This is a genomic window from Cryobacterium sp. Sr3 (assembly GCF_004402835.1).
Classification (GTDB): domain Bacteria; phylum Actinomycetota; class Actinomycetes; order Actinomycetales; family Microbacteriaceae; genus Cryobacterium; species Cryobacterium sandaracinum.
This window is the reverse complement of record NZ_SOFA01000049.1, coordinates 1-25458: the sequence shown is the minus strand read 5'-3', so window position 1 is coordinate 25458 and position 25458 is coordinate 1. Positions and strand designations below refer to the sequence as shown.

Here is a 25458-nt window from a genome sequence, read left to right as displayed (position 1 = left end):
GATCTGGAAGGGCCCCGACTTCGGTCGGGGCCCTTCTTCGTGCGCCCGGTGACGGCCGTCACCCGGTGACGCCCCTCTCCCGGACACGATCGGCGTCACCGGACACGGAGCACCGGACACACGGAAGCGGCGCCCGAAGATCTCGGGCGCCGCTTCGTCGTGCGGGGCGTGCAGTCGGTGCTGGCGGCTCCGGCTAGTCGTCCTGGCCGAGGGTGCCGAGGTAGAGGCCGATCACCTTGGGATCGTTCAGCAGCTCGCGGCCGGTGCCCGTGTAGGCGTCACGGCCCTGGTCGAGCACGTAACCGCGGTCGCAGATCTGCAGGCACCGGCGCGCATTCTGCTCCACCATGATCGTGGTCACGCCGGCCTTGTTGATCTCCTTGACACGCAGGAACGCCTCGTCCTGGCGCACGGGGGAGAGGCCTGCGCTCGGCTCGTCGAGCAGCAGTACGTGCGGGCCCATCATCAGCGCCCGCGACATGGCCACCATCTGGCGTTCCCCGCCGGACAGCGATCCGGCGCGCTGCTGCAGACGCTTCCCGAGCTCCGGGAAGATCTCCGTGACGAACTCGAGGCGTTCGGTCAGGCCTTTCGGCTTCAGGAACATGCCCATCTCCAGGTTTTCCTGGATCGTGAGCGTGGGGAAGACGTTGTTCGTCTGGGGCACGAAACCGACGCCCTTGGCCACGAGCTTGTTCGCCTTGAGGTTGGTGATGTTCTCGCCGCGAAGCAGGATCTCACCCTCCCGGACCTTGACCTGGCCGAAGATCGACTTGAGCAGCGTGGACTTGCCGGCGCCGTTCGGGCCGATGATCCCGATCAGCTCGCCGTCGTAGGCGGTCAGGGAGCAGGCGTTGAGGATGTTGACGCCCGGCAGGTAGCCGGCCGTCACCGTCTTGACCTCGACGACGGGCTGCCCGGTGGGCGTGTAAGCCGGCGCGGCGGCGGGGCTGGTGTTCGTCAATCGAGCAACTCCTTAATGGCTTCCACATGTTCTGTTTCGGCGGCCGGATCCTCGCCGAGGTCCTCGTCGTGGTGCTGACCCAGGTAGGCGTCGATCACGGCGGGGTTACGCATCACCTCGTGCGGGTCGCCCTCGGCGACCACGCGGCCTTCGGCCATCACGATGACCCAGTCGGCGATGTGGCGCACCATATGCATGTCGTGTTCGACGAACAGAACCGTCATGCCCTCCGCCTTCAGGTTGAGGATGTGGTCCAGTAGCGACTGCGTCAGTGCCGGGTTCACCCCGGCCATCGGCTCGTCGAGCATCACCAGGCTCGGCTCGCTCATCAGCGCCCGTGCCATCTCGAGCAGCTTGCGCTGCCCGCCGGAGAGGCTTGCGGCGTAGTCGTCCTTCTTGGTGTCGAGCTTGAACCGTTCGAGGATATCGAGGGCCTGCACCCTGTTCGCCTCCTCCTGTTTGGCCCAGAAGAAGGGGAAGATCGCCCGGAACAGGTTCTCGCCGGCCTGGCCCTTGGCGCCGAGCAGCATGTTGTCCATGACGGTCAGCAGGCCGAGCGCCTTGGTGAGCTGGAAAGTGCGCACCTGGCCCATCCGGGCCACCTTGAACGCGGGCATCCCCGACAGGGGGCGACCCTCGAAGGTCCACGACCCGGTGTCAGGCTTGTCAAAGCCCGTCAGTAGGTTGAACAGGGTGGTCTTGCCGGCTCCGTTGGGCCCGATCAGCGCCGTGATGGCGCCGCGCGGGATCTCGACGTGGTCGACGTCGACGGCCTTGAGACCGCCGAAGGTTCGACTCACGCCGTCGGCAACCAGGATCGGGTCGCGCTTCTTGCAGCCCGGTTCGGCCTCGCCGATGTGCAGGTCGGTCGACTTGACCGGCTTGTTGCTGGGAACGGTGTTATTTGACAAAGGCCAACTCCTTCTTGTTTCCGAAGATGCCTTGCGGTCTGAAGATGACTATAAGCATGATCGCCACTCCGACCAGGATGAAGCGCAGCTGGCCGGCCTGAATGCTGGTGATGAAAGGGATCCAGCCTGCCTCCACCGCTCGGGCGATGAACCCGGAGAAGAAGGAGAGCAGAACCCAGAAGACCATCGAGCCGATGACCGGCCCGAGAATCGTCGACGCGCCGCCGAGCAGGAGGATCGCGTAGATGAAGAACGTCAGGGACGTCTGATAATTCGAGGGCACCACCGCACGGGGAAGCACAAAGATCATTCCGGCGATCGTGCCGAACACGCCACCGAGAATCAGAGACTGCATCTTGTAGGAGTAGACGTTCTTGCCGAGCGCGCGCACAGCATCCTCGTCTTCACGGATTCCCTTGATCACGCGACCCCACGGGCTGCGCATGATCTGCCAGGTGAACAGGCAGGCGAGGGCCACGATCGACCAGGCCACGATGCGCAGCCACCAGTCGTACTCGTTGTACTCGAAGGGGCCGAAGCCGTAGCGCCCCTCCGGGATCGGGTTGAGGCCGGCGAAACCGCCCTTGTAGCCGCTCAGGCCGTTCGCGGAACCCGTGATGGACTGGAACGTGTTCGTCGTGAACAGGAGGCGCACGATCTCGGCCGCCGCGATCGTCACGATCGCGAGGTAGTCCGCGCGCAGGCGGAGCGTCGGGATGCCCAGGACCAGGGCGAAAACGACGGATGCGCCGACCCCCACCAGCACGGCACCCCAGACGGGGAAACCGAAGCTGAGGGTGGAGATGGCGAACCCGTAGGCTCCGAGGGCCATGAAGCCGGCCTGGCCGAAGTTCAGGAGGCCAGTGTATCCGAAGTGGATCGCCAGCCCGAGAGCCGCGAGGGCGTAGGCGGCGGTGGTCGGGCTGATCAGCTCGACGGCTGCGTTGCTAAAGATTGCTCCCCAGTCGATCATCGGATGCCCTTCTAGCCAATTCTCTCTTTGCGACCCAGGATGCCTTGCGGCCGAAGCAGCAGCACCAGGATCAACACGACAAGTGCACCGACGTATTTAAGGTCGGAGGGAAGCAACAGCGTCGACAGTTCGACGAACAGGCCGACGATGATCGAACCGATCAGGGCGCCGAAAGCGGTGCCAAGACCGCCGAGGGTCACGGCCGCGAAGACGAGCAGCAGGATCTGGAAACCCATATCCCAGCTGACGCCCGGTCGGAAGTAGGCCCACAGAATTCCGCTGAGGCCGGCGAGGGCCCCACCGAGCACCCAGACGATCCGGATGACGCCGTCGACGTCGATCCCGCTGGCCGAGGCCAGGCTGGGATTGTCGGAGACCGCGCGGGTGGCCTTGCCGATGCGGGTGCGCAACAGGAAGTAGGAAACGGCCAACAGCACCACGATGCTGATGCCCATGCTGGCCACGTCGATCATCGAGAGCCGGATCGGACCCAGCTGCATGTCGGCGAGGCCGGATCCCGGAAGCTGGCTCGTTCCGCCGCCGACGAAGATCTGGAACAGGTAGCGCAGGGCGAGCGAGAGGCCGATGCTCACGATCATCAGTGGGATCAGACCGACGCCCTTGCGGCGCAGCGGCTTCCAGATCACCGCGTCCAGGCTCCAGCCGAAGCCCGCGCTCAGCGCGACGGCGATGATGATCGCCAGCCAGATCGGCAGGCCGAGCGTGACCGAGAAGAGGAGGGACATCAGCGCGCCGAAGGTGATCATCTCCGCATGCGCGAAGTTGCTCAGCCCGGTGGTGCCGAAGATCAGGGACAGCCCGATCGCGGCGAGGGCCAGGAGCAGACCGAAGTTCAGCCCGTTGACGAACCGATTGATGAACTGGTCAAAGAAGCTCACCGTCGTGCGCGTGCCCTCACCGAGGAAGAAGTTGACCGACTTCACCTTCGTGAGCGCGAATTCCGCCTCGATCACGCTGCCGCCCTTAGCGACGACGACGCCCTCGGGGAGGGTCTCCTCATCGAGGGTGACGGTGTAGGCGGCCTTCTCGGGCACGCCGACCTTCCACTTGCCGTCGGCACCCGTTTCCACGGATGCTTCATAGCCGGCCCCCTCGACGGTGATCAGCACATTGTCGAGCGGTTTCTGGTCGAACTGCACATTGCCGGTGAGTACGAACTCGTACTCATCGGTTCCGACCTCGTCGGCATGAGCCGGACTGGCCGAGACGGTGGCGAATGTGGACATAGTCAGGGCTGCGAAGAGCAGGCCGAAAAAGATCACCAGCATTCTGGGTGAGAATCTGCGAACAGCTTCAGGGGAATTCACTGCACCTCCATGGCGGCACCGTTGGGTCTGTGACCGAGCGTGCCCCGGGTCTCACCTACCAACATCTTTGTTGACAGTAAGTGAAGATTATGTCGCATATGTTCCGACGACGGCCGACACTCCCTAGATTCTCTGCTGAGGAATGCGCAGAGCGCAACGTCGCTTAACATTGAGAAGCCGGTAATCGAGTTGGATGGCCGCGTTTTCTCCACTTTCCTGCATTGTTAAAAGGGGTTTCATGGATCAGCCAGATCCGTTCGGTTTCACCGGGCTTACGTACGACGACGTCCTTCTTCTTCCGGGGCACACCGACGTCATTCCCAGTGAAGCCGGGACAATGTCTCGGTTGACGCGCCGGATCAGCGTGGCCACGCCGCTGCTGTCCAGCGCGATGGACACCGTCACCGAGACCCGGATGGCCATCGCGATGGCCCGTGAGGGTGGCCTCGGCGTGCTGCACCGCAACCTCTCGATCGCGGACCAGGCCGAGCAGATCGACCTCGTCAAACGCAGCGAATCCGGCATGATTACCAATCCGGTAACAACTTCGCCCGACGCCACCGTTGCGGAGGTCGACGCCCTCTGCGGGCAGTACCGGATCAGCGGTCTTCCCGTCGTCGACGCCGACGGCGTGCTCGTGGGCATCATCACAAACCGGGACATGCGGTTCGTCTCCACCACCAAAAAGCACACGACCCGGGTGCGCGAGGTGATGACGACGGCACCGCTGATCACGGGCAAGGTCGGCATGGCCCCGATGGACGCCGTCGCCATCTTCGCCACCCACAAGATCGAGAAGCTTCCCCTCGTCGACGACCACGGCCGCCTGACGGGCCTGATCACGGTCAAGGACTTCGACAAGAGCGAGGAATACCCCTTCGCCACCAAGGACGATGCCGGACGACTGCGCGTCGGCGCGGCTATCGGCTTCTTCGGCGACGCCTGGCAGCGCGCCACAGCACTTCTCGAGGCAGGCGTCGACGTGCTCGTGGTCGACACCGCCAACGGCGACAGCGCCGGGGTGCTCGAGATCATCCGTCGCCTGAAGTCCGACCCTGCCTTCGAGGGGGTCGACGTGATCGGCGGCAACGTGGCCACCCGCTCCGGCGCCCAGGCCCTCATCGACGCCGGCGCCGACGCGATCAAGGTCGGGGTCGGCCCCGGCTCGATCTGCACCACCCGCATCGTCGCCGGCGTCGGCGTGCCGCAGATCACCGCCGTCTACCAGGCGTCGCTCGCGGCCCGGGAGACCGGCATCCCGGTCATCGCCGACGGCGGGCTGCAGTATTCCGGCGACATCGCCAAGGCACTGGTCGCCGGCGCGGACACCGTCATGCTCGGCTCCCTGCTCGCCGGCTGTGACGAGAGCCCCGGCGAGCTCGTCTTCGTCAACGGCAAGCAGTTCAAGACCTACCGCGGCATGGGCTCGCTCGGCGCGCTGCAGAGCCGTGGCACGAAGACCTCCTACTCCAAGGACCGCTACTTCCAGTCGGATGTCCCCTCCGACGACAAACTCATCCCGGAAGGCATCGAGGGCCAGGTCCCGTATCGCGGACCGGTGTCCGCCGTGGCCTACCAGCTGATCGGCGGCCTGCGCCAGTCCATGTTCTACGTGGGCGCGCGCACGATCGACGAGCTCAAACAGAAAGGTAAGTTCGTTCGGATCACGTCCGCCGGGCTCAAGGAGTCGCACCCGCACGACGTGCAGATCGTGGTCGAGGCGCCCAACTACCGCCGCTGACGGTACTCGAGGGCGACTAGGCGGCCGCGGCCAGCCGGGAGACCGCTTCCGCGAGCACCTCAGGTGAACACCCGAAGTTGAGACGCGCGAAGCCCCGGCCCGGTTCGCCGAACATCGGGCCGGGGCTGAGCGCGACCCGGGCCCGCTCGAGTGCGACCAGCGCCGGGTCGTCACCCCAGCCGAGGCTCCGCAGGTCAAGCCAGGCCAGGTAGCCGGCCCCTGGCTGCCGGTAGCCGACCCCGGGCAGTTGCGCGTCGAGCAGCGCGGCGAGCTCGTGCCGATTGTCGTCGAGGGCCGCGATCACCCCGTCCAGCCACGGCTCCCCGTCGCGGAACGCCGCGATGCCGGCGATCAGCCCGAACTGGCTTGTGCGCCAGGACACCTCCTGGGGCAGGGCGGCGAGCTCGGCGCGCATCCGTTCGCCGGCGGTGACGAGAAGCGCGCATTTGAGGCCGGCCAGGTTCCAGGCCTTGCTCGCGCTCGTCACGCAGACGCCGTGGTCGGCGGCCTCGGTGGAGACCGTGAGGTAGGGCGTGAAAGCGGCGTCGGTGTAGGTCAGCGGGGCGTGGACCTCGTCGCTGACGACCGTGACGCCGTAATGGGCGGCGAGCTCGGACAGCGCCGTAAGGTCCTGGACGGTGTGCGGATGCCCGATCGGGTTGTGCGGGTTGCAGAGCAGCACGCAGCGCACGCCCGATCGGAAGGCGCGCTCGAGGCCGTCCAGGTCGAGGGTCCAGCCGGTCTGACCGGCGAGGAGTGGCACGGCGTGCGGCACCCCGCCGGCCTCGGGCACGAGGTCGAAGAACGGCGGGTAGACCGGGGGAGTGATCACAACCCGGTCGCCGGGCCTGATCAGCATTCGCAGGGTCTCCACGATGGCCACGCTGACATCCGTCGTGGTGGTCACCTGCTCCGGGTCGACCTGCCAGCCCCAGCGGCGACCGGCGAACCCCGCGAAGGCCGCGCCAAGCCCGTTGACCGGTGCGACATACCCGGTGTCGCTGCGCCGCACCGCCGCTGTCAACGCGTCCCGGATAGGTTCGGCGAGCGGAAAGTCGGACTCGGCGACGAAGAGCGGCAGCACATCGGCGGGAAAACTGCGCCATTTCATGCTGGTGCGCTCGCGCAGGAAGGACAGAGGGTCGGCGGTGACGTCCATCACCTCAGGATGCACCCCGCGGCATCCGTCGTCGAGGAGCGCCGCGGCACCTAAACTGAAATCATGGAAATCGAGATCGGCCGCTCCAAGCGCGCCCGCCGCGTGTACGCCTTCGACGACATCGCGATTGTGCCCAGCCGGCGCACCCGCGACCCGGAGGATGTGTCGGTCGACTGGACCATCGACGCGTATCAATTCTCGATCCCGTTCCTCGCGGCGCCGATGGACTCCGTGGTCTCCCCGCAGACGGCCATCATGATGGGTCAGCTCGGCGGCGTCGGCGTACTCGACCTCGAGGGCCTCTGGACCCGCTATGACAACCCCGAGCCGCTCCTCGCCGAGATCCGCGAGCTGCCCGCCGACCGGGCCACCGCGCGCATGCAGGAGATGTACTCCGAGCCGATCAAGCCTGAGCTCGTCACCGCCCGCCTCGCGGAGATCCGCGCGGCCGGCGTGACTGTGGCCGGCGCCCTGTCGCCGCAGCGCACGCAGGAATTGTACGAGACCGTCGTCGCCGCCGGCGTCGACCTGTTCGTCATCCGCGGAACCACCGTTTCTGCCGAGCACGTCTCGCAGAACCAGGAACCCCTCAACCTCAAGAAGTTCATCTACGAACTCGACGTACCCGTGATCGTGGGCGGGGCGGCGACCTACACCGCGGCCCTGCACCTCATGCGCACGGGTGCGGCCGGCGTGCTCGTCGGATTCGGCGGCGGCGCGGCCTCGACCACGCGCGCCTCCCTCGGCATCCACGCGCCCATGGCCACGGCCGTGGCCGATGTCGCCGGTGCCCGTCGGGACTACATGGACGAGTCCGGTGGACGCTACGTGCACGTCATCGCTGACGGCGGCCTCAACACCTCCGGCGACATCGTCAAGGCCATCGCCTGCGGCGCCGACGCCGTCATGCTCGGCACCGCGCTGGCCCGGGCGACGGATGCCCCCGGCGGCGGCTTCCACTGGGGTGCCGAGGTGCACCACTCGAAGCTGCCCCGCGGCAAGCGGGTCGAGGTGGGCGCCCTGGCGCCGCTCGAGACCATCCTGTATGGCCCGACGCCGATCGCCGACGGCACCGCGAACCTCGTCGGCGCGCTGCGCCGGTCGATGGCGACCACCGGTTACTCCGACCTGAAGGAATTCCAGCGCGTCGAGGTGGTCGTCGCCCCGTACCGGGGGAATTAGACGGTTGTCGCGCCGCACCGAGTGAACTAGCGTCGGTATGAATTAGCGTCAGGTAAGCACCACACCATCCGGAATGGGAGTGAGCACATGGCACCAGGTAATTCGGCGTCGCGATCCACGAAACTGGGTCCGGAGGAACGAGCTGCGGCCCTCGAACGGCTGAAGGGCAAAGAGCTCGACATCCTCGTGGTCGGCGGCGGCATCGTCGGCACCGGAGCCGCCCTGGACGCGGTCACCCGCGGCCTGAGCGTGGGAATCCTCGAGGCCAGGGACTGGGCGTCGGGAACGTCGAGCCGGTCGTCCAAGCTGGTGCACGGCGGCATCCGCTACCTGGAACAGGCCGACTTCCGGTTGGTGCGCGAGGCTCTGACGGAGCGTGGCCTGCTCCTGCAGCGCATCGCCCCGCACCTGGTGAAGCCGGTGCGGTTCCTGTACCCGCTCAGGAAGCGCGTCACCGAGCGCTTCTACGTGGGCGCCGGCATGCTCCTCTACGACCTGTTTTCATATACCGGCGGGCGCGCCCCCGGTGTGCCGCATCACCGCCACCTGTCCAAGCGGCAGGTGAAGGGGCTTCTGCCCAGCCTGAACACCGACACGATCGTCGGCGGCATCACCTACTACGACGGGCAGGTCGACGACGCGCTCTACGTGGCCTCGCTCGTGCGCACCGCGTCGTTCTACGGGGCGCACGCGGCCAGCCGGGTGCGGGTCGAAGGATTCATCAAGGTGGGTGAGCGGGTGGTCGGCGTGCACGCCCACGACCTGCAGACCGATGAACGGTTCGAGGTGCGGGCCCGGCAGGTCGTGAACGCCACCGGGGTCTGGACCGACGACACGCAGCGCATGGTCGGCGAACGTGGCACGTTCAAGGTGCGCGCGTCGAAAGGCATCCACCTGGTCGTGCCCCGGGACCGGTTCCAGTCGGCCATGGGGCTGCTGCTGCGCACCGAGAAGAGCGTCCTGTTCGTGATCCCCTGGGGACGACACTGGCTGATCGGCACGACCGACACGGACTGGCATCTGGACAAGGCGCACCCGGCCGCCACCGCCGCCGACATCGACTACCTGCTCGAACACGTGAACGCCGTGCTCCGGGTGCCGCTGACCCGGGAGGACGTCGAGGGAGTCTACGCCGGCCTGCGGCCGCTCCTGGCCGGGGAGTCGGAGAGCACCTCGAAGCTGTCCCGCGAACACCTCGTCGGACACTCCGTGCCCGGCCTGGTGGTGATCGCGGGCGGAAAGTGGACCACGTACCGGGTGATGGCGAAGGATGCGATCGATGCGGCCGTCGACGCCTTCGACGAACGGGTCCCGGCCTCCACCACGGCGGAGATCCCGCTGCTCGGCGCCGAGGGCTATCAGGCCGCCTGGAACAAGCGCGGCCGGATCGCGCGGGCGTTCGGCCTGCACACCGTCCGCGTCGAGCACCTGCTGAACCGCTACGGCACCCTGACCGACGAGCTTCTCGACCTGATCCGCAAGACCCCGTCACTGGCGGACCCGCTGCCGGGGGCCGACGACTACATCGAGGCGGAGGTCGTGTACGCGGCCACGCATATGGGCGCCCTGCACCTCGAGGACGTGCTGGCTCGCCGCACTCGCATCTCGATCGAGGCCTGGGACCGCGGCGTCTCGGCGGCGCCCGTGGCCGCGCGGCTGATGGCCGGGGTGCTCGGCTGGGACGAAGCCCGGGAGACGCGCGAAGTGGGCACCTACCTCAAGCGGGTGGCGGCGGAACGCGCGTCGCAGCAGCAGCCCGACGACGAGTCCGCCGACCGCGTGCGGCTCGAGGCTCCGGACATCGCCGCCACGAAATAGGAGCGAGCCTCTCCTGCCGCCACCCTCGCCCGGCGTCCACTCCCTGCCTCCGCTTGTCCGCTCGCACCCCGCCGGTGCGTGAACGAATTCGACGGAGATTCTGCCCTGTGGGGCCTGAAAAATACCCGACAGCGCCGTTCAGGGCCAAATCTCCGTCGAATTGGTTAGGTCCGGCCGAGCGCACGCGTGTGGCCAACTCAGGACATCCGTCGCCTGGGCTGCCCGCCCGACACGGACCAGAGCAGAACTCGTGCGGGTGCCCGGGCCCGGCCGGACGGATCTCCTGCGTTAGCCGCAACACCGAGCGGATGTGCCGCAGCGCCTTTGTGGTTCGGGCATCCGCCAGACACTCAGCCCCAGCCCGTACCAATTCGACGGAGATTTTGGCCCGTGCGGGGCAGAAAGCGCCCGACAGCGCCTTCGAGAGCAAAATCTCCGTCGAATTGGTGAGAGCAGTGGGCGGCGCGGCGGCGGGCCGCGGGGCCGCGGGGCTGGCGGCGCGACAGCGGGCGGGAGGCACGCAAACTCGCTCCGGTAGACTGGGCTGACTGCCCACAAACCTCAGGAGTTGCACCATGGTTGACGTTCGGCGGGTCAAACTTCCCGGGGTGGGAGTGCTGCACACCTTCATCACGGATGACGGCGGCAAAGTGGGCGTCATCGCCCACCGCTCGGGGCACAGCGACCTCATCACCTTCGCGGACGACGAGGGCGGCCCCGACGCCGCCAAGGTGTCCCTGCGGCTGAACGAAGACGAAGCGCACACACTCGCCGAGCTCCTCGGCGGCACCCAGATCACCGAGTCGCTCACCGCGCTCGACCAGATCCCCGGCCTCAGCATCGACTGGTTCACCGTCGACTACGAAGACCACATCGCCGGCCAGGCGCTCGGCAACCCCGCCGACCGCGGCATAGCCGGTCTGACGGTCGTGGCCGTCGTCCGCGGGGAGTCCGCGAACCCGGCGCCCGCCCACGACTTCCGTGTCTTCCCCGGCGACACGCTCGTCGTCGCCGGCTCGCCCGAGAAGGTCGCGAAGGCCTTCGCCTTCTTCCGCACCGGCGAGGTTAAGGCCAAGTCCGTCGACGCGCCGCCCGGGGGCTAAACATGCAACTCGGCGAAGACCTCATCACTCTTGGCATCCTGCTCGTCGTTGCCTATCTCCTCGGTCGTGCCGGAAAGCTGATCGGGCTGCCGTCCATCCCCATCTACATGATTGTCGGGCTCCTGGCCAGCCCGAACACCGGCTGGTTCCCGCTGGACTTCCAGTCGGCGGACATCGAACTGATCGCCATTTTCGGGCTGATCCTGCTCCTGTTCAGCCTCGGCCTCGAATTCGACCAGGAGGCGTTCTTCGGCGACGCCGGAAAACTCCTGATTTCCGGCGGCTCCTACGTTCTGATCAACATGGGAGTCGGTTTCGCGTTCGGCCTGATGGTCGGCTGGGGCAGCCGGGAGGCCCTTGTGATCGCCGGAATGACCGGCACCTCCTCGAGCGCCATCATCACCAAGCTCCTGATCGAACTGCGCCGGCTTGCCAACAAGGAAACTCCGATGATCCTCGGCGTGACCGTCGTCGGCGACATCTTCATCGCGGTCTACCTGGCGATCGTCTCCGTCGTGCTCAGCGGCAAGACCGAGGCCTGGCCGATCGTGCTGCAACTGAGCATCGCCTTCCTCTTTCTCGTCGTGATGTTCTCGGTGGCCCGCTGGGGCGCTAAAGTCGTCTCCCGGCTGATGCGCACCAAGGACGACGAACTGTTCACCATCCTCTTCTTCGGGCTCGCCGTGCTCTTTGCCGGGATCGGTGAGATCATCGGCGTGACGGATGCGATCGGGGCCTTCCTGATCGGGGTGGTGCTCGGCGCGAGCACGTACCGCGGCCGGATCGAGCGCGTCGCCGTACCCCTGCGCGACGTGTTCGGGGCTTTCTTCTTCCTCAACTTCGGCCTCGCGCTGAACGTGGCCGAATTCGGATCGGTGATCACCATCGTGTTCGCGGCCGTCGGCATGACCTTCGTGCTCAGCCTGATCTCCGGAATGCTGATGGCGAAACTGCACGGCATGGGCCCGCGGGAGGGACTCAACACCGCGGCCATCTTCGTCAACCGCGGCGAGTTCACGCTGATCCTGGCAACCCTGTCGGTGACCGCTGGTCTCGACCAGCGGCTGCAGCCCTTCGCCGGCCTCTACGTGCTCACGATGGCGATCCTGGGGCCGCTCTTCGCGGCGAACTCCGAGAAGATCGGCGCGGCCCTGCGGCGACGCCGGAACGCCGTCCCGGCACGGAAACGCGCCCACGACGTGATGCTGGCGGAGGAAATCGCCCTGGTCGAGGCGGCCACCGCCGCCGACACCGGCACGGATGCCCAACGCGCCGCCGACCGTCTCCTCGCCGACCACCGCCAGCGCCCGACCGCCGCGGCACCCGGCGCGGGGTCGGCCATGGCGCCTGCCGACGCGACCGCCGACTCGGAGGCAGATGCCGCCGCGGCCGACGGACCGGCGTCCGCGGCCCCGGACTCCATGCTCGACTTCATCTCCGGCCGGCGCCCGGCCGAAACCGGCCCGGTCGACAAGCCGGCGCGTGACACCGCTTCAGGGGACTACTCATGATCACAACCATGCTCCGGCCGCGCTGGCTGATCGCGCTGCTGCTGGCGCTCGCGATCGCCGCGGCCTTCGCCCTGCTCGGCCGGTGGCAGCTCGAACGCGCCATCGCGTCCGGCGAAGTCGTGGAGCGCAGCACCGAGACCGTGCAGCCGCTCCACGAGGCGGTGTCGCCGGACGGGCCGCCGCGCGAGTCAGCGACCGGCCAGCTGGTCACCGTGGACGGCTCCTTCGTGCCGGGGGACGACGTGCTGATCAGCGAACGCCTCAATGGGGGCGACAGCGGTTTCTGGGTAGTGAGCCGCTTGTCGACGGTGGAAACGGCATCCGTGCCCGTCTCCACCATCGCCGTGGCTCGCGGCTGGGCCGCCACCGAGGAGGAGGCCAGGTCGGCGATCGAGGCGCTCTCGGCGCAGGCCGCCGCGCAGCAGCAGACCGTGACGGGCCGCTTCGTTCCCTCCGAGGCTCCCGTCGTGCCGGACGAGGACAGCGACCCGCGCACCCAGACCACGGTCTCCACCGCCGCGCTGATCAACCGGTGGGCGGACTTCACCGACCAGTCCGTCTACGCCGGCTACATCGTCGACACGGATGCTGCCGCGAACCTCACCGTGATCGACTCGCCCGTGCCCGGCAACGACGCATCGGTCAACTGGCTGAACATCTTCTACGCCCTCGAGTGGGCAGTCTTCGCCGGCTTCGCGGTGTTCCTCTGGTACCGCCTGGTTCGGGACGACTGGGAGCGTCAGCAGGAGCAGGCCGCCATCGACGCGACGGAGGCCGTCTAGAATTGGCCCATGCCACTTGACCCCAAGCCTGCCGACATCCCCAAAATCCCCGGTGCGCTCCGGCTCTACAAGGTTTCCTCGGTCATCACCGGTGTCTTCCTGCTGCTGCTCTGCGTCGAGGTCTTCCTGAAGTTCGTGCTGCAGCTCGAAATCGAAGTCGGCGGCCCGAACGGGATCATCGCCCTCGTCGCCCGGGACTCGGTGACCGCATTCAACCTGAGCACCGGCATCCTGATCGTGCACGGCTGGCTGTACGTGCTCTACCTGTTCAGTGACTTCCAGCTCTGGAGCCTGATGCGCTGGTCATTCCCCAAGTTTCTGCTGATCGCACTCGGAGGCATCATTCCTACCCTGTCCTTCTTCCTCGAGGTGCGCGTCGCGCGCGAGGTCAACGCCTTCCTGGCGACGCACGCCGACTCGTCTGCCGCTGCCGCTGCCGCTGGGGCCGAGGCCCGCTCGTGAGCGCCGCTGTGAGCGCCTCGACCGGTGCCCGCCCCGTTCTGGTGGTCGACTTCGGTGCCCAGTACGCGCAGCTGATCGCGCGCCGGGTGCGCGAGGCATCCGTCTACTCCGAGATCGTGGCCCACTCGATCACCGCGGCCGAGGTCGCGGAGAAGAACCCGCTCGGCATCGTGCTCAGCGGCGGGCCGTCCAGCGTCTACGCCGAGGGTGCCCCCACCTTCGACCCGGACATCTTCGACCTGGGCATCCCGATCCTGGGCATCTGCTACGGCTTTCAGGTGATGGCCACGACCCTTGGCGGTGAGGTGGCCCGCACTGGCCGGAGCGAGTACGGCGCGACCCCGGTCAGAGTCACCGACAGCGGCAACGCGCTGCTGGCCGGGCAGCCGGCCGAGCAGACGGCGTGGATGAGCCACGGTGACTCCGTGTCGAAAGCCCCCGCCGGCTTCTCGGTGCTCGCGTCCACGAGCTCCACCCCGGTCGCCGCCTTCGCGAACGATACGCGCCGGCTCTACGGCGTGCAGTGGCACCCCGAGGTCAAGCACTCCGAATTCGGCCAGAACGTGCTCGAGAACTTCCTGCACCGCGCCGCCGGCATCCCCGCCGACTGGAACAGCGGCAACGTCATCGCCGAACAGGTGGCCCGCATCCAGGCCCAGGTCGGCACCGGCAAGGTCATCTGCGGGCTCTCCGGCGGAGTCGATTCCGCCGTGGCCGCTGCCCTCGTGCACAAGGCCATCGGCGACCAGCTCGTCTGCGTGTTCGTCGACCACGGCCTGCTCCGCCAGGACGAGCGCCGTCAGGTCGAGGAAGACTTCGTCAAGGCCACCGGCGTGCGTCTGGTCACCGTCGATGTGCGTGAGCGGTTCCTGTCCGCGCTGGAGGGCGTCAGCGACCCGGAGACCAAGCGCAAGATCATCGGTCGTGAGTTCATCCGCACCTTCGAGCAGGCTCAGGCCGAATTGATCAAGGAAGCGGCGGCAACGAATGAAGACCCGATCCGCTTCCTCGTGCAGGGCACCCTGTACCCGGACGTCGTCGAGTCCGGCGGCGGCAGCGGCACCGCCAACATCAAGAGCCACCACAACGTCGGGGGCCTGCCGGAAGACCTGCAGTTCGAATTGATCGAACCGCTGCGCACCCTGTTCAAAGACGAAGTGCGCGCGATCGGCGCCGAGCTGGGACTGCCGGCCGAGATCGTGCAGCGCCAGCCGTTCCCCGGACCCGGACTCGGCATCCGCATCGTGGGCTCGATCACCCAGGACCGGCTCGACCTGCTTCGCTACGCGGATGCGATCGTACGCGCCGAGCTGAGCGCCGCGGGCCTCGACCGTGAGATCTGGCAGTGCCCGGTGGTGCTGCTCGCCGACGTGCGGTCCGTGGGCGTGCAGGGTGACGGCCGCACCTACGGGCACCCGATCGTGTTGCGCCCGGTGTCGTCGGAAGACGCCATGACGGCCGACTGGACCCGCCTGCCGTACGACCTGTTGGCGCGGATCTCGAACCGGATCACGAACGAGGTGGACGGGGTGAACCGCGTCGTGCTCGACGTCACGTCCAAGCCGCCGGGGACCATCGAATGGGAGTAGGGGAATGCTCCCGGTTGTGACGCGGGGAGTAAGAGTGTCGCTCCTCAGCTCAAACAATGGGCGGCGGATGCCGGACCCTCCGCTTCGCTTCGGGGCCGGCATCCGCCGCCCATAACGCGACACCCCGCGACACGCCCTCTCCCCGCCTCGCGATCGCTGAGGGACAAGCAACTTTGGGGGTGAGTACGACGAAAGGGCCGCCCCGGTGAGGCGGCCCTTTCGTCGTGCGGTCGTGCGGCGGGGTGGGTGCTACTCGCGGGCGATGGCGAAGATGCGGAGCATCTCGACGTAGAGCCAGACGACGGTGAGCATGATGCCGAAGGCCCCGGTCCAGCCGTACTTGCGGGGGATTCGGTTGTTGACGCCGCGCTGGATGAAGTCGAAGTCGAGCACCAGCGAGTACGCGGCCATGATCACGGCGAGGACGCCGATCAGGAGGCCGATCGGGATGCCGAAGATCTCGGCGCTGCGAAGACCGAACGCGTTGTCGGTCGCGCCGAAGACCATCATGCCGAAGTTGATCAGCGAGAACACGCCGTAGCCGATCATGGCGATCATGAAGACCTTGGTGGCCTTCTTGGAGGCGCGGATCTTGCCGCTGGCGAAGAGGGCCAGCGTGACGCCGACGACGACGAGCGTGGCGAGCACGGCCTGGGTGACGACACCCGGGTAGATCTGCTCGAAGACGATCGAGATGCCACCGACGAAGAGGCCCTGGGCCGCGGCGTACGCGAGGATCAGGGGCGGCGACGGCTCCTTTTTGAACGCGTTGACCAGTCCGAGGACCAGACCCGCGATCGCGCCGACGATGAGCGGCAGCATCGTCACCGGGGTGACCAGCCAGCCGATGGCTGCGGTCACCAGCAGCAAGGCGAAGCTGAGCACCGTCTTGCGGATGGTGTCGTCGTAGCTCATCCGGTCGGTGTCCTGTGAACCGGCGGAGGGAGCGTTGAACATGCCCTGCAGGTCGCTGTCGGAGAGCACCTTGCCACCTGCAGTGGCGCCAGGAGCGCCGAACGCGGCGTTTCGGGAGAATGCGGGGTTGGAAGATGCCATGGTTGCCGAAGCTCACAATCAAGTGGGTAGGTAGCGGAGCCAACACCGGTAAGTGCTGGACAGTTCCTAGATTCTATTCAGATCTGCTGGGGATCCGCCGTATTCAGGTTTGCGACTCGCGGTGACCGGGGGCGGCGCCCCGCCGACCAGCCGGCCAGCCACCAGGCGAGCCAGGAGGAGGCCGCCGTGGTGATGAAACCGATTAGATAACCGACCCAGTTCTGGTCGTAATTGTTCAGCGCGTCCTTGAGCAGGAAACTCATCGTGATCGACGGGATCAGGGCCAGGTAGCTCAACCACGGGCGGTGCCGCACGAGCAGCCAGCAGGCTAGAAGCACGGCGAAGACACCGTTGAAATCGGCTCCGCCCAGCAGCAGGATGCTGCACAGCAGGGCCGGAACCAGAACCGTGAGCCGCCGCCACAGGGCCCCCGGCAGAATCAGCCAGCCCAGCACGTGCAGGGGCGGGCCGATGGCCAGGAAGAACAGGCTGTAGGTACTGGTGAAGTTCGTGGCAAGCACCCCGAGCACGACCAGCGTCAGTCCGGTCGCGTAGCGGGCGCGGTAGCTGCCCCACCGGTGCAGGCGGGTCGGTGGAACGGTCCAGGGTGTCATCGCCTCGATTCTGGCAGTTGCACGCGTAGGGTTGGCAAATGCAGCCGATTGTGATCGGTCACCGCGGGGCGAGCGGTTACCGACCAGAGCACACCCGTTCCGCCTACGAACTGGCCGTCGCTCTCGGCGCGGACGCGGTCGAGCCTGACATCGTCGCCACCCGCGACGGTGTACTGGTGGTGCGCCACGAGAACGAGATCGGGGCGACGACGAATGTCGCAGCGCACCCCGAGTTCGCCGGCCGCCGGGCGACCAAGGTGATCGACGGCATCCGGCTCACCGGCTGGTTCACCGAGGACTTCACCTGGGCCGAGCTGCGCACCCTGCGCGCCCGGGAGCGCCTGCCCGAGGTGCGGAAGGCAAGCGCCACCTTCGACGACCGGTTCCCCCTGCTGCGCCTGCGGGACGTGTTCAAGCTGATGGACCGGCTGTCCGGACGGGTGCGCCGGCCCATCGGCGTCGTCGCCGAGCTCAAGCACGCCACCTACTTCGAGTCGATCGGGCTTCCGCTCGACGAGCTGTTCGCCGCCGAGGTCAACGACGCCGGTTGGAACGCCGGCGACGGCCGCCTCACCATCGAGAGCTTCGAGCGCAGCCTCCTCGACAAGGTCTACGCGCGCGGCATCTACGGCAAGCGTGTCTTCCTGCTCGAGGCGCGCGGCAAACCCGCCGACGAGGTCGCGCTGCTCGGGCCGAAAGCGCCCCACTACGCCGACTACCTCTCCGACACCGGGCTCTACGGGCTGAGCGGCACGGTCGACGGGATCAGCGTGCCCAAATCCCTCATCCTGGCCACGGATGCCGATGGTCACGTCTCCGGCGCCTCCGACCTGGTCGACGCCGCGCACGCCGCGGACCTGGAGATCTACTGCTGGACGCTGCGCCCGGAGAACCGGTACCTTGCGAAGACGTTCCGCCGTGGGCGGCTGCGGGCCGACTTCGGAAACTGGCAGGCCGAGTTCCGCACCATCCTCGGCACCGGGATCGACGGGGTCTTCGCCGACCACCCCGACCTGGCGGTGCTCGTGCGGGACGAGCTGGCCGCGGAGGACTGACCGGGGCGCTGCCCCGCACCGGGGCGGTGTCAGACGCAGCACCTAGAATTGGGAGCGATATGACGACCCTCTTCGACCCGGACCACACGCCCGCCCGCCAGGTCCCCTCCGCGGTGCCCATCATCCTGGACGGAGCGGCTCCGCGCGACCGAGAGAGTCCACTGCTCGAAGGGCTCAACCCCCAGCAACGCGAGGCCGTGCTGTACCGCGGACCGGCGCTGCTGATCATCGCGGGCGCCGGATCCGGGAAGACCAGCGTGCTCACCCGCCGCATCGCCAGTCTGCTGGAGAGCCGCGAGGCCTGGCCGAGCCAGATCCTCGCCATCACCTTCACCAACAAGGCCGCGGCGGAGATGCGGGAGCGGGTGCGGGCGATCCTCGGCCAGGGGGCCGACGGTATGTGGATCAGCACCTTCCATTCCTCCTGCGTGCGCATCCTGCGCCGCGAAGCGGAAAGCGCGGGCCTCTCCGCCACGTTCAGCATCTACGACTCGGCCGACACCAAGGTCACGCTCAAGCGCATCATCAAGGCCCTCGACGCCGATACGCTCGGCTTCACGCCCGGTAATGCGTCAGCGAAGATCTCCAAGCTCAAGAACGAGCTCGCGGACGCCGACTCCTACGCCCGCAACGCGAACATGAGCGACCCGCAGGAGGTCATGTTCGTCGAGATCTTCCGGCAGTACACCCATCGGCTGCGCGCGGCCAACGCCCTCGACTTCGACGACCTGATCGGCGAGACGGTCTACCTGTTCCGCGCGTTCCCGAAGGTCGCGGCCCTCTATCGGCGCCGGTTCCGCCACATCCTGGTCGACGAATACCAGGACACCAACCACGCGCAGTACTCGCTGGTGCGCGAGCTGACCCGTCCCGTCGAGCCCGACCTGGCCGAGGAGATGGAGGCGACCGGTGTGCACGTGCGCAACCTGCGCGACGCCTCCGGCGGCATCCCGGGAGCCTCGCTCACCGTGGTCGGCGACTCCGACCAGTCGATCTACGCCTTCCGCGGCGCGGACACCCGCAACATCAGCGAGTTCGAGCGCGACTTTCCGGGCACCAGGGTGATCCTGCTCGAGCAGAACTACCGCTCGACCCAGAACATCCTCTCGGCCGCCAACGCGGTGATCGGCCACAACTTCGACCGCACAGACAAGAAACTGTGGAGCGCGGGCGGCGACGGCGAGAAGATCGTGGGCTACACGGCCTATTCCGGTCACGACGAGGCCCAGTTCGTCTCGGACGAGATCGAGGTGCTGCACCGCGCCGGCATGGCCTACCGCGACATGGCCGTGTTCTACCGCACCAACGCGCAGACCCGTGCGCTTGAAGAAATCCTGGTGCGCTCCGCGGTGCCCTACCGGGTCGTCGGCGGCACCAAGTTCTACGAGCGGGCTGAGATCAAGGATGCGCTGGCATACCTGATCGCCGTCGCGAACCCGAACGACGAACTGGCGCTGCGTCGCATCCTGAACACCCCCAAGCGCGGAATCGGCCCGGCCACCGAGACGGCGCTGGCGAGCTTCGCGGAGGCGAACCAGATCAGCTTCCGGCAGTCGATGCGCGACTGCGCATCGCTGGGCCTCGGCCCAAAGGTGACCGGGGCCATCCTGAAGCTGGCAACCTTGCTCGACGAGGCGGCGCTGAAGCTCGACCCGGAGAACCCGGCCGGCACGGCGAACGTGTCCGAGCTGCTTACGTTCCTGCTCGATGGCAGCGGACTGCTCAGCCTGCTGCGAGGCAGCCGCGACCCGCAAGACGAGGCGCGCGCCGAGAACATCGAGGAACTCGTCGCCCAGACCAAGGACTTCAACAAGGAGAACCCCGACTCGGGGCTGGTCGACTTCCTCACCCAGGTGTCCCTGGTCGCCGCCGCCGACGACCTCGACGACGCCTCCGGAACGGTGTCCCTGATGACCCTGCACACGGCGAAGGGACTCGAATACGAGGCCGTGTTCCTGACCGGCGTGGAGGAGGGCCTGCTGCCGCACCAGATGTCGGCCAACGAGCCCGGCGGGCCCGCCGAGGAGCGGCGCCTGTTCTACGTGGGCATCACCCGAGCCCGCCAGAGGCTCTACCTCTCCCTGGCGATGACCCGGGCCCAGTTCGGCGACATCAACGTGGCCATGCCCAGCCGCTACCTGCAGGAGATCCCCGTCGACCTGATCGACTGGAAGCAGTCCCCGGGCATGGCGAACTCCCGCGGCGGCACCCAGCCCCGGGCGCTGAACGCGAGACGCGACGGCTTCGGCGGCGGGTTCGCGGGGCGCGGTGACCCGCAGGCGCTGCCGCCCGCGCCGAAGAAGAAGACCGAATGGGCCAGCCGGGTGCCGAGCCAGGTGCGCGACAACGGTGACCTCACCCTGATGCAGGGCGACCGCATCCGTCACGTCGACTTCGGCGACGGCCGCGTCAACCAGGTCACCGGTGACGGCACCAAGCGCATCGCGCACGTCCAGTTCGACACGGCGGGCGCAAAGAAGCTTCTGATCAAGATCGCGCCGATCGAGAAGCTCTAGTGGTGGAGCCGCGTGCCGCGGGTCCCGGCGCGCCGCGGCCTTCCTGCTGGTCAGCGTCGCCGCCGGGCTCGTGATGAGCGTGGCCGAGGCAACCCTGCCGGCCCTGGTGCTCGGGCTCCTGCTCGTGATCACGGCGGGGATCCTGCTGGCATCGACGTATGGCTTGTTCCCCGGCACGCCGATCTTCTTCGTCTTCGCCTACCTGGTCTGTGCGCAGGTGCCCGCGCCGGTCGACGAGATGCTGCCGCGCCTGTTGGTGGCAGTGACGAGCGCCGCGCTGGCCTGGCTGCTCACCATGTCCGGCTGGGCGTTTCGGCGCCTGGTCGGAGACCGCTCCGGCGACCTGTTCAAGGAGCTGCCGCGCACGCCGCTGCTGCGACCGGCCGCGTTCCGCGACGTCCAGGTGTGGCTCACCATCCTGCAGCACCAGGTCGGCGTGCTGCTGGCCGGCGGGCTCGCCCTCTTCGTGAGCATCGGGCACCCCTACCGGGCAGTGGTGAGCGTGGTCGCCGTGCTCCCGCCGCCCCGTGCCGCGCACTCCATCTCCCGGGCGGTGCACCGCATCATCGGTACCGCGCTCGGAGTGGCGGTGACCGCCCTCGTGCTGCTGCCCGGGCCATCCGTCTGGGTGCTGATCGCGGTGATCGCGATCGGCCAGTTCGGCGCGGAAATCCTGATCGGCAGGCACTACGGCGCCGCCCTGCTGTTCGTCACGCCATTGGCGCTGACCGTGGCTCACCTGGCCGACCCGGTCGCCGTGCCGACGCTGCTGGTCGACCGGGTGGTGGAAACCGCGCTCGGCGGCGTGGTCGCGGTGCTGATCGTGCTCGCGGCGCGCGGCCTCGCCCGGCAGCATTCGCGTCGGCTCGGTGGAAAGCGTCCACCCCTGAACGCTTAGGAACTGCACAGGTTGCTCCCAGCTTTTCGATAGCCCGTCGATTGGTACGCTCGCGAGGCTCTTCGCATGAGCATCGACACCCGCACCACCCCGCCGCGTCGGCGCACTGCTCCCGCGCCGCGCGTGCGCCCCGAATACCGGCAACGGATGCGGCTGGCTGACACCCTGCAGGTTCTCTGTACCGTCTCCGTCGCCCTCGTCATCGCCCTGTTCCTGGCCGATGGCGGCGCTGCCCGCTTCGCCACCCCCGCAGACGTGCTCACCTCCCTCGGCGTGCTGGCCGGACTGATCGGCACAGACCTGCTCCTGATCATGATGCTGCTGGCCGCACGGTTGCCCGCCATCGACCGGGCCTTCGGCCACGACGGTGCAATGGCCCTGCACCAGTCGCTCGGTAAGCCGGCGCTCTCCCTGATCCTCGCGCACGCCGGGCTTTTGATCGTGGGCTACGCGCTGGCCGGCGAGATCAGCGTCGTCGCCGAGGTGTGGCGCATGCTGACCGTGCTGCCGGACATGCTCCTGGCCGTCATCGGCCTCGGACTCCTGGTGCTGGTGGTCGTCAGCTCGATCGTGATCGTTCGGCACCGCCTGCCGTACGAGGTGTGGCACATCGTGCACCTGCTCTCCTACGTGGCCGTGCTGGCGTCGCTGCCGCACCAGCTCACCGTCGGGGCCCTCCTGGTCGCCGGCTCGCCGCAGTGGTTTTACTGGCTGGCCCTGTACGTGGGGGTGGCCGGCTCGATCCTCGTCTTCCGGGTCATCCTGCCGGTCGTCCGCTCGCTGAGGGCCCGGCTGCGGGTGGAGGGCGTCGACCGGGTCGCCGACGGCGTCGTCTCGATCCGTGTGTCCGGCCACCGCCTGGCCCGGCTTCAGGCCGACGCCGGGCAGTTCTTCATCTGGCGGTTCTGGACTCCCGGGCTCTGGTGGCAGGCGCATCCGTTCTCCCTCTCGGCCGCGCCCACCGGCAACTCCCTGCGCATCACGGTGCGCTCCCTTGGCGACGCCTCTGCCGCGCTCGGCGGCCTGCGCCGGGGCACCCGGGTGAGCGTCGAGGGCCCATACGGACTGTTCACCGACCGGGCCAGATCGTCACCGCGGATCGTGCTCGTGGCCGCCGGTATCGGCGTCGCCCCGATCCGCTCCCTGTTGGAGACGGCGAGTTTCCTGCCCGGGCAGGCCACGGTCATCCTGCGCTCCCACACGCTCGCAGACAGCTACCTGGCCGACGAACTCGCCGAGTTGTGCCGGGCGCGGGGTGCGGAGTTCCGCGTCATCGTGGGGAAGCGGCCGCCGGGTGTGGAGAGTTGGCTGCCCGCCGACGCGGTGGCGGGCCCGGTGAACCTGCTGACCCTGGTGCCGCGGCTGCGTGACGCGGACGTGTATGTCTGTGGTCCACGGCGGTGGACTGATGAGGTCGTGCGGGATGCCCGCTCGGCCGGCCTTCCCCCGCGACAGATTCATTTCGAAAGGTTTGACTGGTGAGAATTCGAGCAGCGGCTGCGGCCGCCCTGGCTTCCGTTTCCGTTCTGTCGGTGGGTTGGCTCGTCGGAGCCCCCGCCGTGCAATCCCTGCAGGCCACGCTGACGACGACCCTGACGAAGCCGCCGTCCAACGAAACGACGGGCGTGTCCTCGACGGGCGGTGGCACGGGCGGTGCGACGACCACGATCGACGCGTCGGCACCTGTCGCCGAGGCGCTCGCGCCCACCAGCGTCACCGGCACGTTCGAGGGCTCAGCCGTGCAGACCCGGTTCGGCCCGATGCAGGTGTCGGTGACCATCGACAACGGTACGATCACCATGGTCACCCCGCTGCAGCTGACCAATGACGACCGGAAGTCGGTCCAGATCAGCAACCGGGCGGCCCCGATCCTGCGGGACGAGGTGCTCGCCGCGCAGTCCGCCAACGTGGCGAACGTCAGCGGCGCGACGTACACGACCCAGGGGTACCTCCGTTCGCTCCAGGCAGCCCTCGATGCCGCACAGTTGTAGCGCGGTGGCCGGTCACACGGCGATCACGGCCCTGAGCATGGGGACCGTCATCAGCATCCGTCTCGGTGACGGCGCCGCCCCGCACGACGACGCCCGCCTGGCTGCTGCCCGGAACGCGGTCGTGGAGGTGTTCCGAGGCTGGAACGAACGCTTCAGCCTGCACCGGGAGGGGTCGGAGCTCAGCCGCGTCAACCGTGGCGAGCTGCGGCTCACCCAGGCCGGGCACGAACTCCGCGACTGCTACGCGCTCGCCCTGGCGTGGCGGGGCCGCACCGACGGGGTCTTCACCCCGCACCGCGCCGACGGCGCCATCGACCTGTCCGGCATCGTCAAGAGCCTCGCGATCGCGGAGGCCGGAGACCTGCTGAACCGAATCGGAGCCCGGGACTGGTCGCTCAACGCAGGCGGGGACATCCTCGTCGGCGGTGACCGGGCGCCCGGCCTCGCCTGGTCGGCCGGGATCGTCGACCCTCTGGACCGAGGAACCCTGCTCGCCACGGTGCCGCTGACCCTGCCGGTGCGGGCCGTGGCCACCTCGGGCAGCGCGGAGCGCGGCGACCACATCTGGACCACCGTCGACGGCGGGGTGTCGCCCTACCGCCAGGTCACCGTCTTCGCCCGGGACATCGTGACCGCGGATGTGCTGGCCACGGCCATCGTCGCCGGCGGGCAGGCGGCACTGGACCGCAGCACGGAGGCTTTCCCGATCGATGTGCTGGCGGTGCTGCGCGACGGTTCGCTGCTGGCCACGCCAGGCCTGCGGGCAGCGTCGGGCCTGCGGGCAGCGTCGGGCCTGCGGGCAGCGTCGGCCTGACCGGGCTCGCGGGCGCGGGGCCTGTCGCCCTGCCTGGATGCCCTTCCTTGTCGCTTGCGGCTCGGGAGCGTAGCGTTGCCGCCGCGGGGATGCCCAAACGGGGCGGCTCCCATCAAGCTGGAGGTGTCATCATGGCGAGCGACCCGGAGGGACTCTGGCCGCGGCGAGCGGATGCGACGAGCGACGGACTCGACGAAGACCGCGAGATCGATGACATCGAACTGACCCTCGACAAGGATGTGCCGCTCGCCGAGCACGGAGATGCGGTGTGGATGATCGACGCCGACCAGCGCCCGGTTGAGCTTGACGACGAGGACGACGACCGGGGAACCGAGGAGCCCGGCGAGCCCGGACCCCGGGAGTAGCCGGCCTCGTCAAACCGATTGGTTCTGTCGCTCTCGGAAGATCAGAGCCGACCGCACCGCGTGGCGCCGTTCACCCCCGGAGGAGCGCCGTGCCCGCGGCGAACCAATTCGACGGAGATTCTCCTGAAAAACGGCTTTTCGAGGGTAATCAGGGCCGTTTCTGGCAAAATCTCGGCTCCCCTGCTGTATCCGTGGGTGTTTCGGAGCGCCTTAACGGCCGCACGCCGCTTCCTGTCTAGGTTTCTGACTGTCAAAGGAAAGAAACTTTATAGGCGGGAAAACGGCGTGCGGTCTCTAACTTTATGGCGGACTTTGCTCGGTGTCGACAAGACAGTGGTCGAGGACGTTGATCTCGACCTCGTAGCGGGCGTTTTTGTTGCGTCGGTTCGGCTGACCAGGTCGATGCGGAACCGGTGCGGGAGCTGCCAGAAACGCTGTCCGCGCTACGACGAGGGGGCGGGGCGGCGCCGGTGGCGGGGATTGGATTTCGGCTCGACCCGGGTCTTTCTGGAGGCGGATTCCTCGCGGGTCTCGTGCCGGGAGCACGGGGTGATCGTGGCCGCAGTCCCGTGGGCCAGGCACCAGGCCGGCCACACGCATCACTTTGACTCTCAGGTCGCGTGGCT

General features: G+C 67.8%; 23 protein-coding genes. 16 read left to right on the top strand and 7 right to left on the bottom strand.

The window, feature by feature from the left end:
* Nucleotides 1-193: 193 nt before the first annotated feature.
* The 4 genes from E3N94_RS15740 to E3N94_RS15725 are packed head-to-tail and all read right to left on the bottom strand — an operon-like array spanning nucleotide 194 to nucleotide 4137.
* Nucleotides 194-964, bottom strand: coding sequence for an ABC transporter ATP-binding protein (locus E3N94_RS15740; RefSeq protein ID WP_104171787.1), 771 nt, complete (start codon nucleotides 962-964; stop codon nucleotides 194-196).
* A complete protein-coding gene (locus tag E3N94_RS15735) occupies nucleotides 961-1875 on the bottom strand; it encodes an ABC transporter ATP-binding protein (RefSeq protein ID WP_104194003.1) in 915 nt (304 codons plus the stop codon). The genes E3N94_RS15740 and E3N94_RS15735 overlap by 4 nt, the downstream gene beginning before the upstream one ends.
* The gene (locus E3N94_RS15730; protein ID WP_104101024.1) at nucleotides 1865-2845 is read right to left on the bottom strand and encodes a branched-chain amino acid ABC transporter permease; all 981 of its coding nucleotides are present in this window, start codon (nucleotides 2843-2845) and stop codon (nucleotides 1865-1867) included. Before E3N94_RS15730 ends, E3N94_RS15735 begins: the two co-directional genes overlap by 11 nt.
* A 14-nt stretch (nucleotides 2846-2859) precedes the next feature.
* A complete protein-coding gene (locus E3N94_RS15725) occupies nucleotides 2860-4137 on the bottom strand; it encodes a branched-chain amino acid ABC transporter permease (RefSeq protein WP_104100921.1) in 1278 nt (425 codons plus the stop codon).
* Nucleotides 4138-4414: 277 nt separating this feature from the next.
* On the opposite strand from E3N94_RS15725, the gene guaB reads away from it, so the two are divergent.
* Entirely contained in the window at nucleotides 4415-5917 is a 1503-nt protein-coding gene (guaB, locus tag E3N94_RS15720; protein ID WP_134570555.1) for an IMP dehydrogenase, read from the top strand.
* Nucleotides 5918-5933: 16 nt separating this feature from the next.
* Here the strand turns inward: guaB and E3N94_RS15715 are convergent, their stop codons facing one another.
* Nucleotides 5934-7076, bottom strand: a complete 1143-nt coding sequence (locus E3N94_RS15715) for an aminotransferase class I/II-fold pyridoxal phosphate-dependent enzyme (protein WP_134570604.1) — start codon at nucleotides 7074-7076, stop codon at nucleotides 5934-5936.
* Between the two features lie 63 nt (nucleotides 7077-7139).
* Here E3N94_RS15715 and E3N94_RS15710 point away from each other — a divergent pair, with 63 nt between their 5' ends.
* From E3N94_RS15710 to guaA, 7 genes are all read left to right on the top strand, one after another.
* Nucleotides 7140-8258, top strand: coding sequence for a GuaB3 family IMP dehydrogenase-related protein (locus E3N94_RS15710; RefSeq protein WP_104100918.1), 1119 nt, complete (start codon nucleotides 7140-7142; stop codon nucleotides 8256-8258).
* Between the two features lie 87 nt (nucleotides 8259-8345).
* Entirely contained in the window at nucleotides 8346-10076 is a 1731-nt protein-coding gene (locus E3N94_RS15705) for a glycerol-3-phosphate dehydrogenase/oxidase (RefSeq protein ID WP_134342979.1), read from the top strand.
* 575 nt (nucleotides 10077-10651) lie between these two features.
* Entirely contained in the window at nucleotides 10652-11179 is a 528-nt protein-coding gene (locus E3N94_RS15700) for a TrkA C-terminal domain-containing protein (RefSeq protein WP_104100916.1), read from the top strand.
* Nucleotides 11180-11181: 2 nt separating this feature from the next.
* Nucleotides 11182-12690: a cation:proton antiporter gene (locus E3N94_RS15695; protein ID WP_134570553.1), complete on the top strand. Its 1509-nt coding sequence runs from the start codon at nucleotides 11182-11184 to the stop codon at nucleotides 12688-12690.
* Entirely contained in the window at nucleotides 12687-13472 is a 786-nt protein-coding gene (locus tag E3N94_RS15690) for an SURF1 family cytochrome oxidase biogenesis protein (protein WP_104100914.1), read from the top strand. Before E3N94_RS15695 ends, E3N94_RS15690 begins: the two co-directional genes overlap by 4 nt.
* Nucleotides 13473-13481: 9 nt before the next feature.
* Complete coding sequence (locus E3N94_RS15685; protein WP_104171796.1) at nucleotides 13482-13934, top strand: DUF3817 domain-containing protein; 453 nt, start codon at nucleotides 13482-13484, stop codon at nucleotides 13932-13934.
* Nucleotides 13931-15523 (top strand): glutamine-hydrolyzing GMP synthase, encoded by a 1593-nt coding sequence (gene guaA, locus E3N94_RS15680; protein ID WP_241987156.1) that lies wholly within the window; start codon nucleotides 13931-13933, stop codon nucleotides 15521-15523. The genes E3N94_RS15685 and guaA overlap by 4 nt, the downstream gene beginning before the upstream one ends.
* Nucleotides 15524-15772: 249 nt before the next feature.
* Here the strand turns inward: guaA and E3N94_RS15675 are convergent, their stop codons facing one another.
* Entirely contained in the window at nucleotides 15773-16579 is an 807-nt protein-coding gene (locus tag E3N94_RS15675; RefSeq protein ID WP_104100912.1) for a Bax inhibitor-1/YccA family protein, read from the bottom strand.
* A 77-nt stretch (nucleotides 16580-16656) separates the two neighbouring features.
* On the bottom strand, nucleotides 16657-17193 hold the full coding sequence (locus tag E3N94_RS15670; protein ID WP_134342982.1) for a hypothetical protein: 537 nt from the start codon (nucleotides 17191-17193) through the stop codon (nucleotides 16657-16659).
* Nucleotides 17194-17231: 38 nt separating this feature from the next.
* Here E3N94_RS15670 and E3N94_RS15665 point away from each other — a divergent pair, with 38 nt between their 5' ends.
* The 8 genes from E3N94_RS15665 to E3N94_RS16935 all read left to right on the top strand — a co-directional run.
* Complete coding sequence (locus E3N94_RS15665) at nucleotides 17232-18248, top strand: glycerophosphodiester phosphodiesterase family protein (RefSeq protein ID WP_134375401.1); 1017 nt, start codon at nucleotides 17232-17234, stop codon at nucleotides 18246-18248.
* Between the two features lie 59 nt (nucleotides 18249-18307).
* Nucleotides 18308-20764, top strand: a complete 2457-nt coding sequence (locus tag E3N94_RS15660) for a UvrD-helicase domain-containing protein (RefSeq protein ID WP_104100909.1) — start codon at nucleotides 18308-18310, stop codon at nucleotides 20762-20764.
* A gap of 79 nt (nucleotides 20765-20843) precedes the next feature.
* Nucleotides 20844-21662: an FUSC family protein gene (locus tag E3N94_RS15655; RefSeq protein ID WP_166790127.1), complete on the top strand. Its 819-nt coding sequence runs from the start codon at nucleotides 20844-20846 to the stop codon at nucleotides 21660-21662.
* 66 nt (nucleotides 21663-21728) lie between these two features.
* Entirely contained in the window at nucleotides 21729-23144 is a 1416-nt protein-coding gene (locus E3N94_RS15650) for a ferric reductase-like transmembrane domain-containing protein (protein WP_241987155.1), read from the top strand.
* The gene (locus E3N94_RS16695; RefSeq protein ID WP_166785286.1) at nucleotides 23141-23653 is read left to right on the top strand and encodes an FMN-binding protein; all 513 of its coding nucleotides are present in this window, start codon (nucleotides 23141-23143) and stop codon (nucleotides 23651-23653) included. The genes E3N94_RS15650 and E3N94_RS16695 overlap by 4 nt, the downstream gene beginning before the upstream one ends.
* Nucleotides 23654-23657: 4 nt before the next feature.
* Nucleotides 23658-24467: an FAD:protein FMN transferase gene (locus E3N94_RS15640; RefSeq protein ID WP_347232573.1), complete on the top strand. Its 810-nt coding sequence runs from the start codon at nucleotides 23658-23660 to the stop codon at nucleotides 24465-24467.
* A gap of 131 nt (nucleotides 24468-24598) precedes the next feature.
* Entirely contained in the window at nucleotides 24599-24832 is a 234-nt protein-coding gene (locus E3N94_RS15635) for a hypothetical protein (protein ID WP_134375397.1), read from the top strand.
* 285 nt (nucleotides 24833-25117) lie between these two features.
* Nucleotides 25118-25458: transposase family protein (locus E3N94_RS16935; RefSeq protein WP_241987159.1), on the top strand; the 341-nt coding region annotated here is incomplete at its 3' end.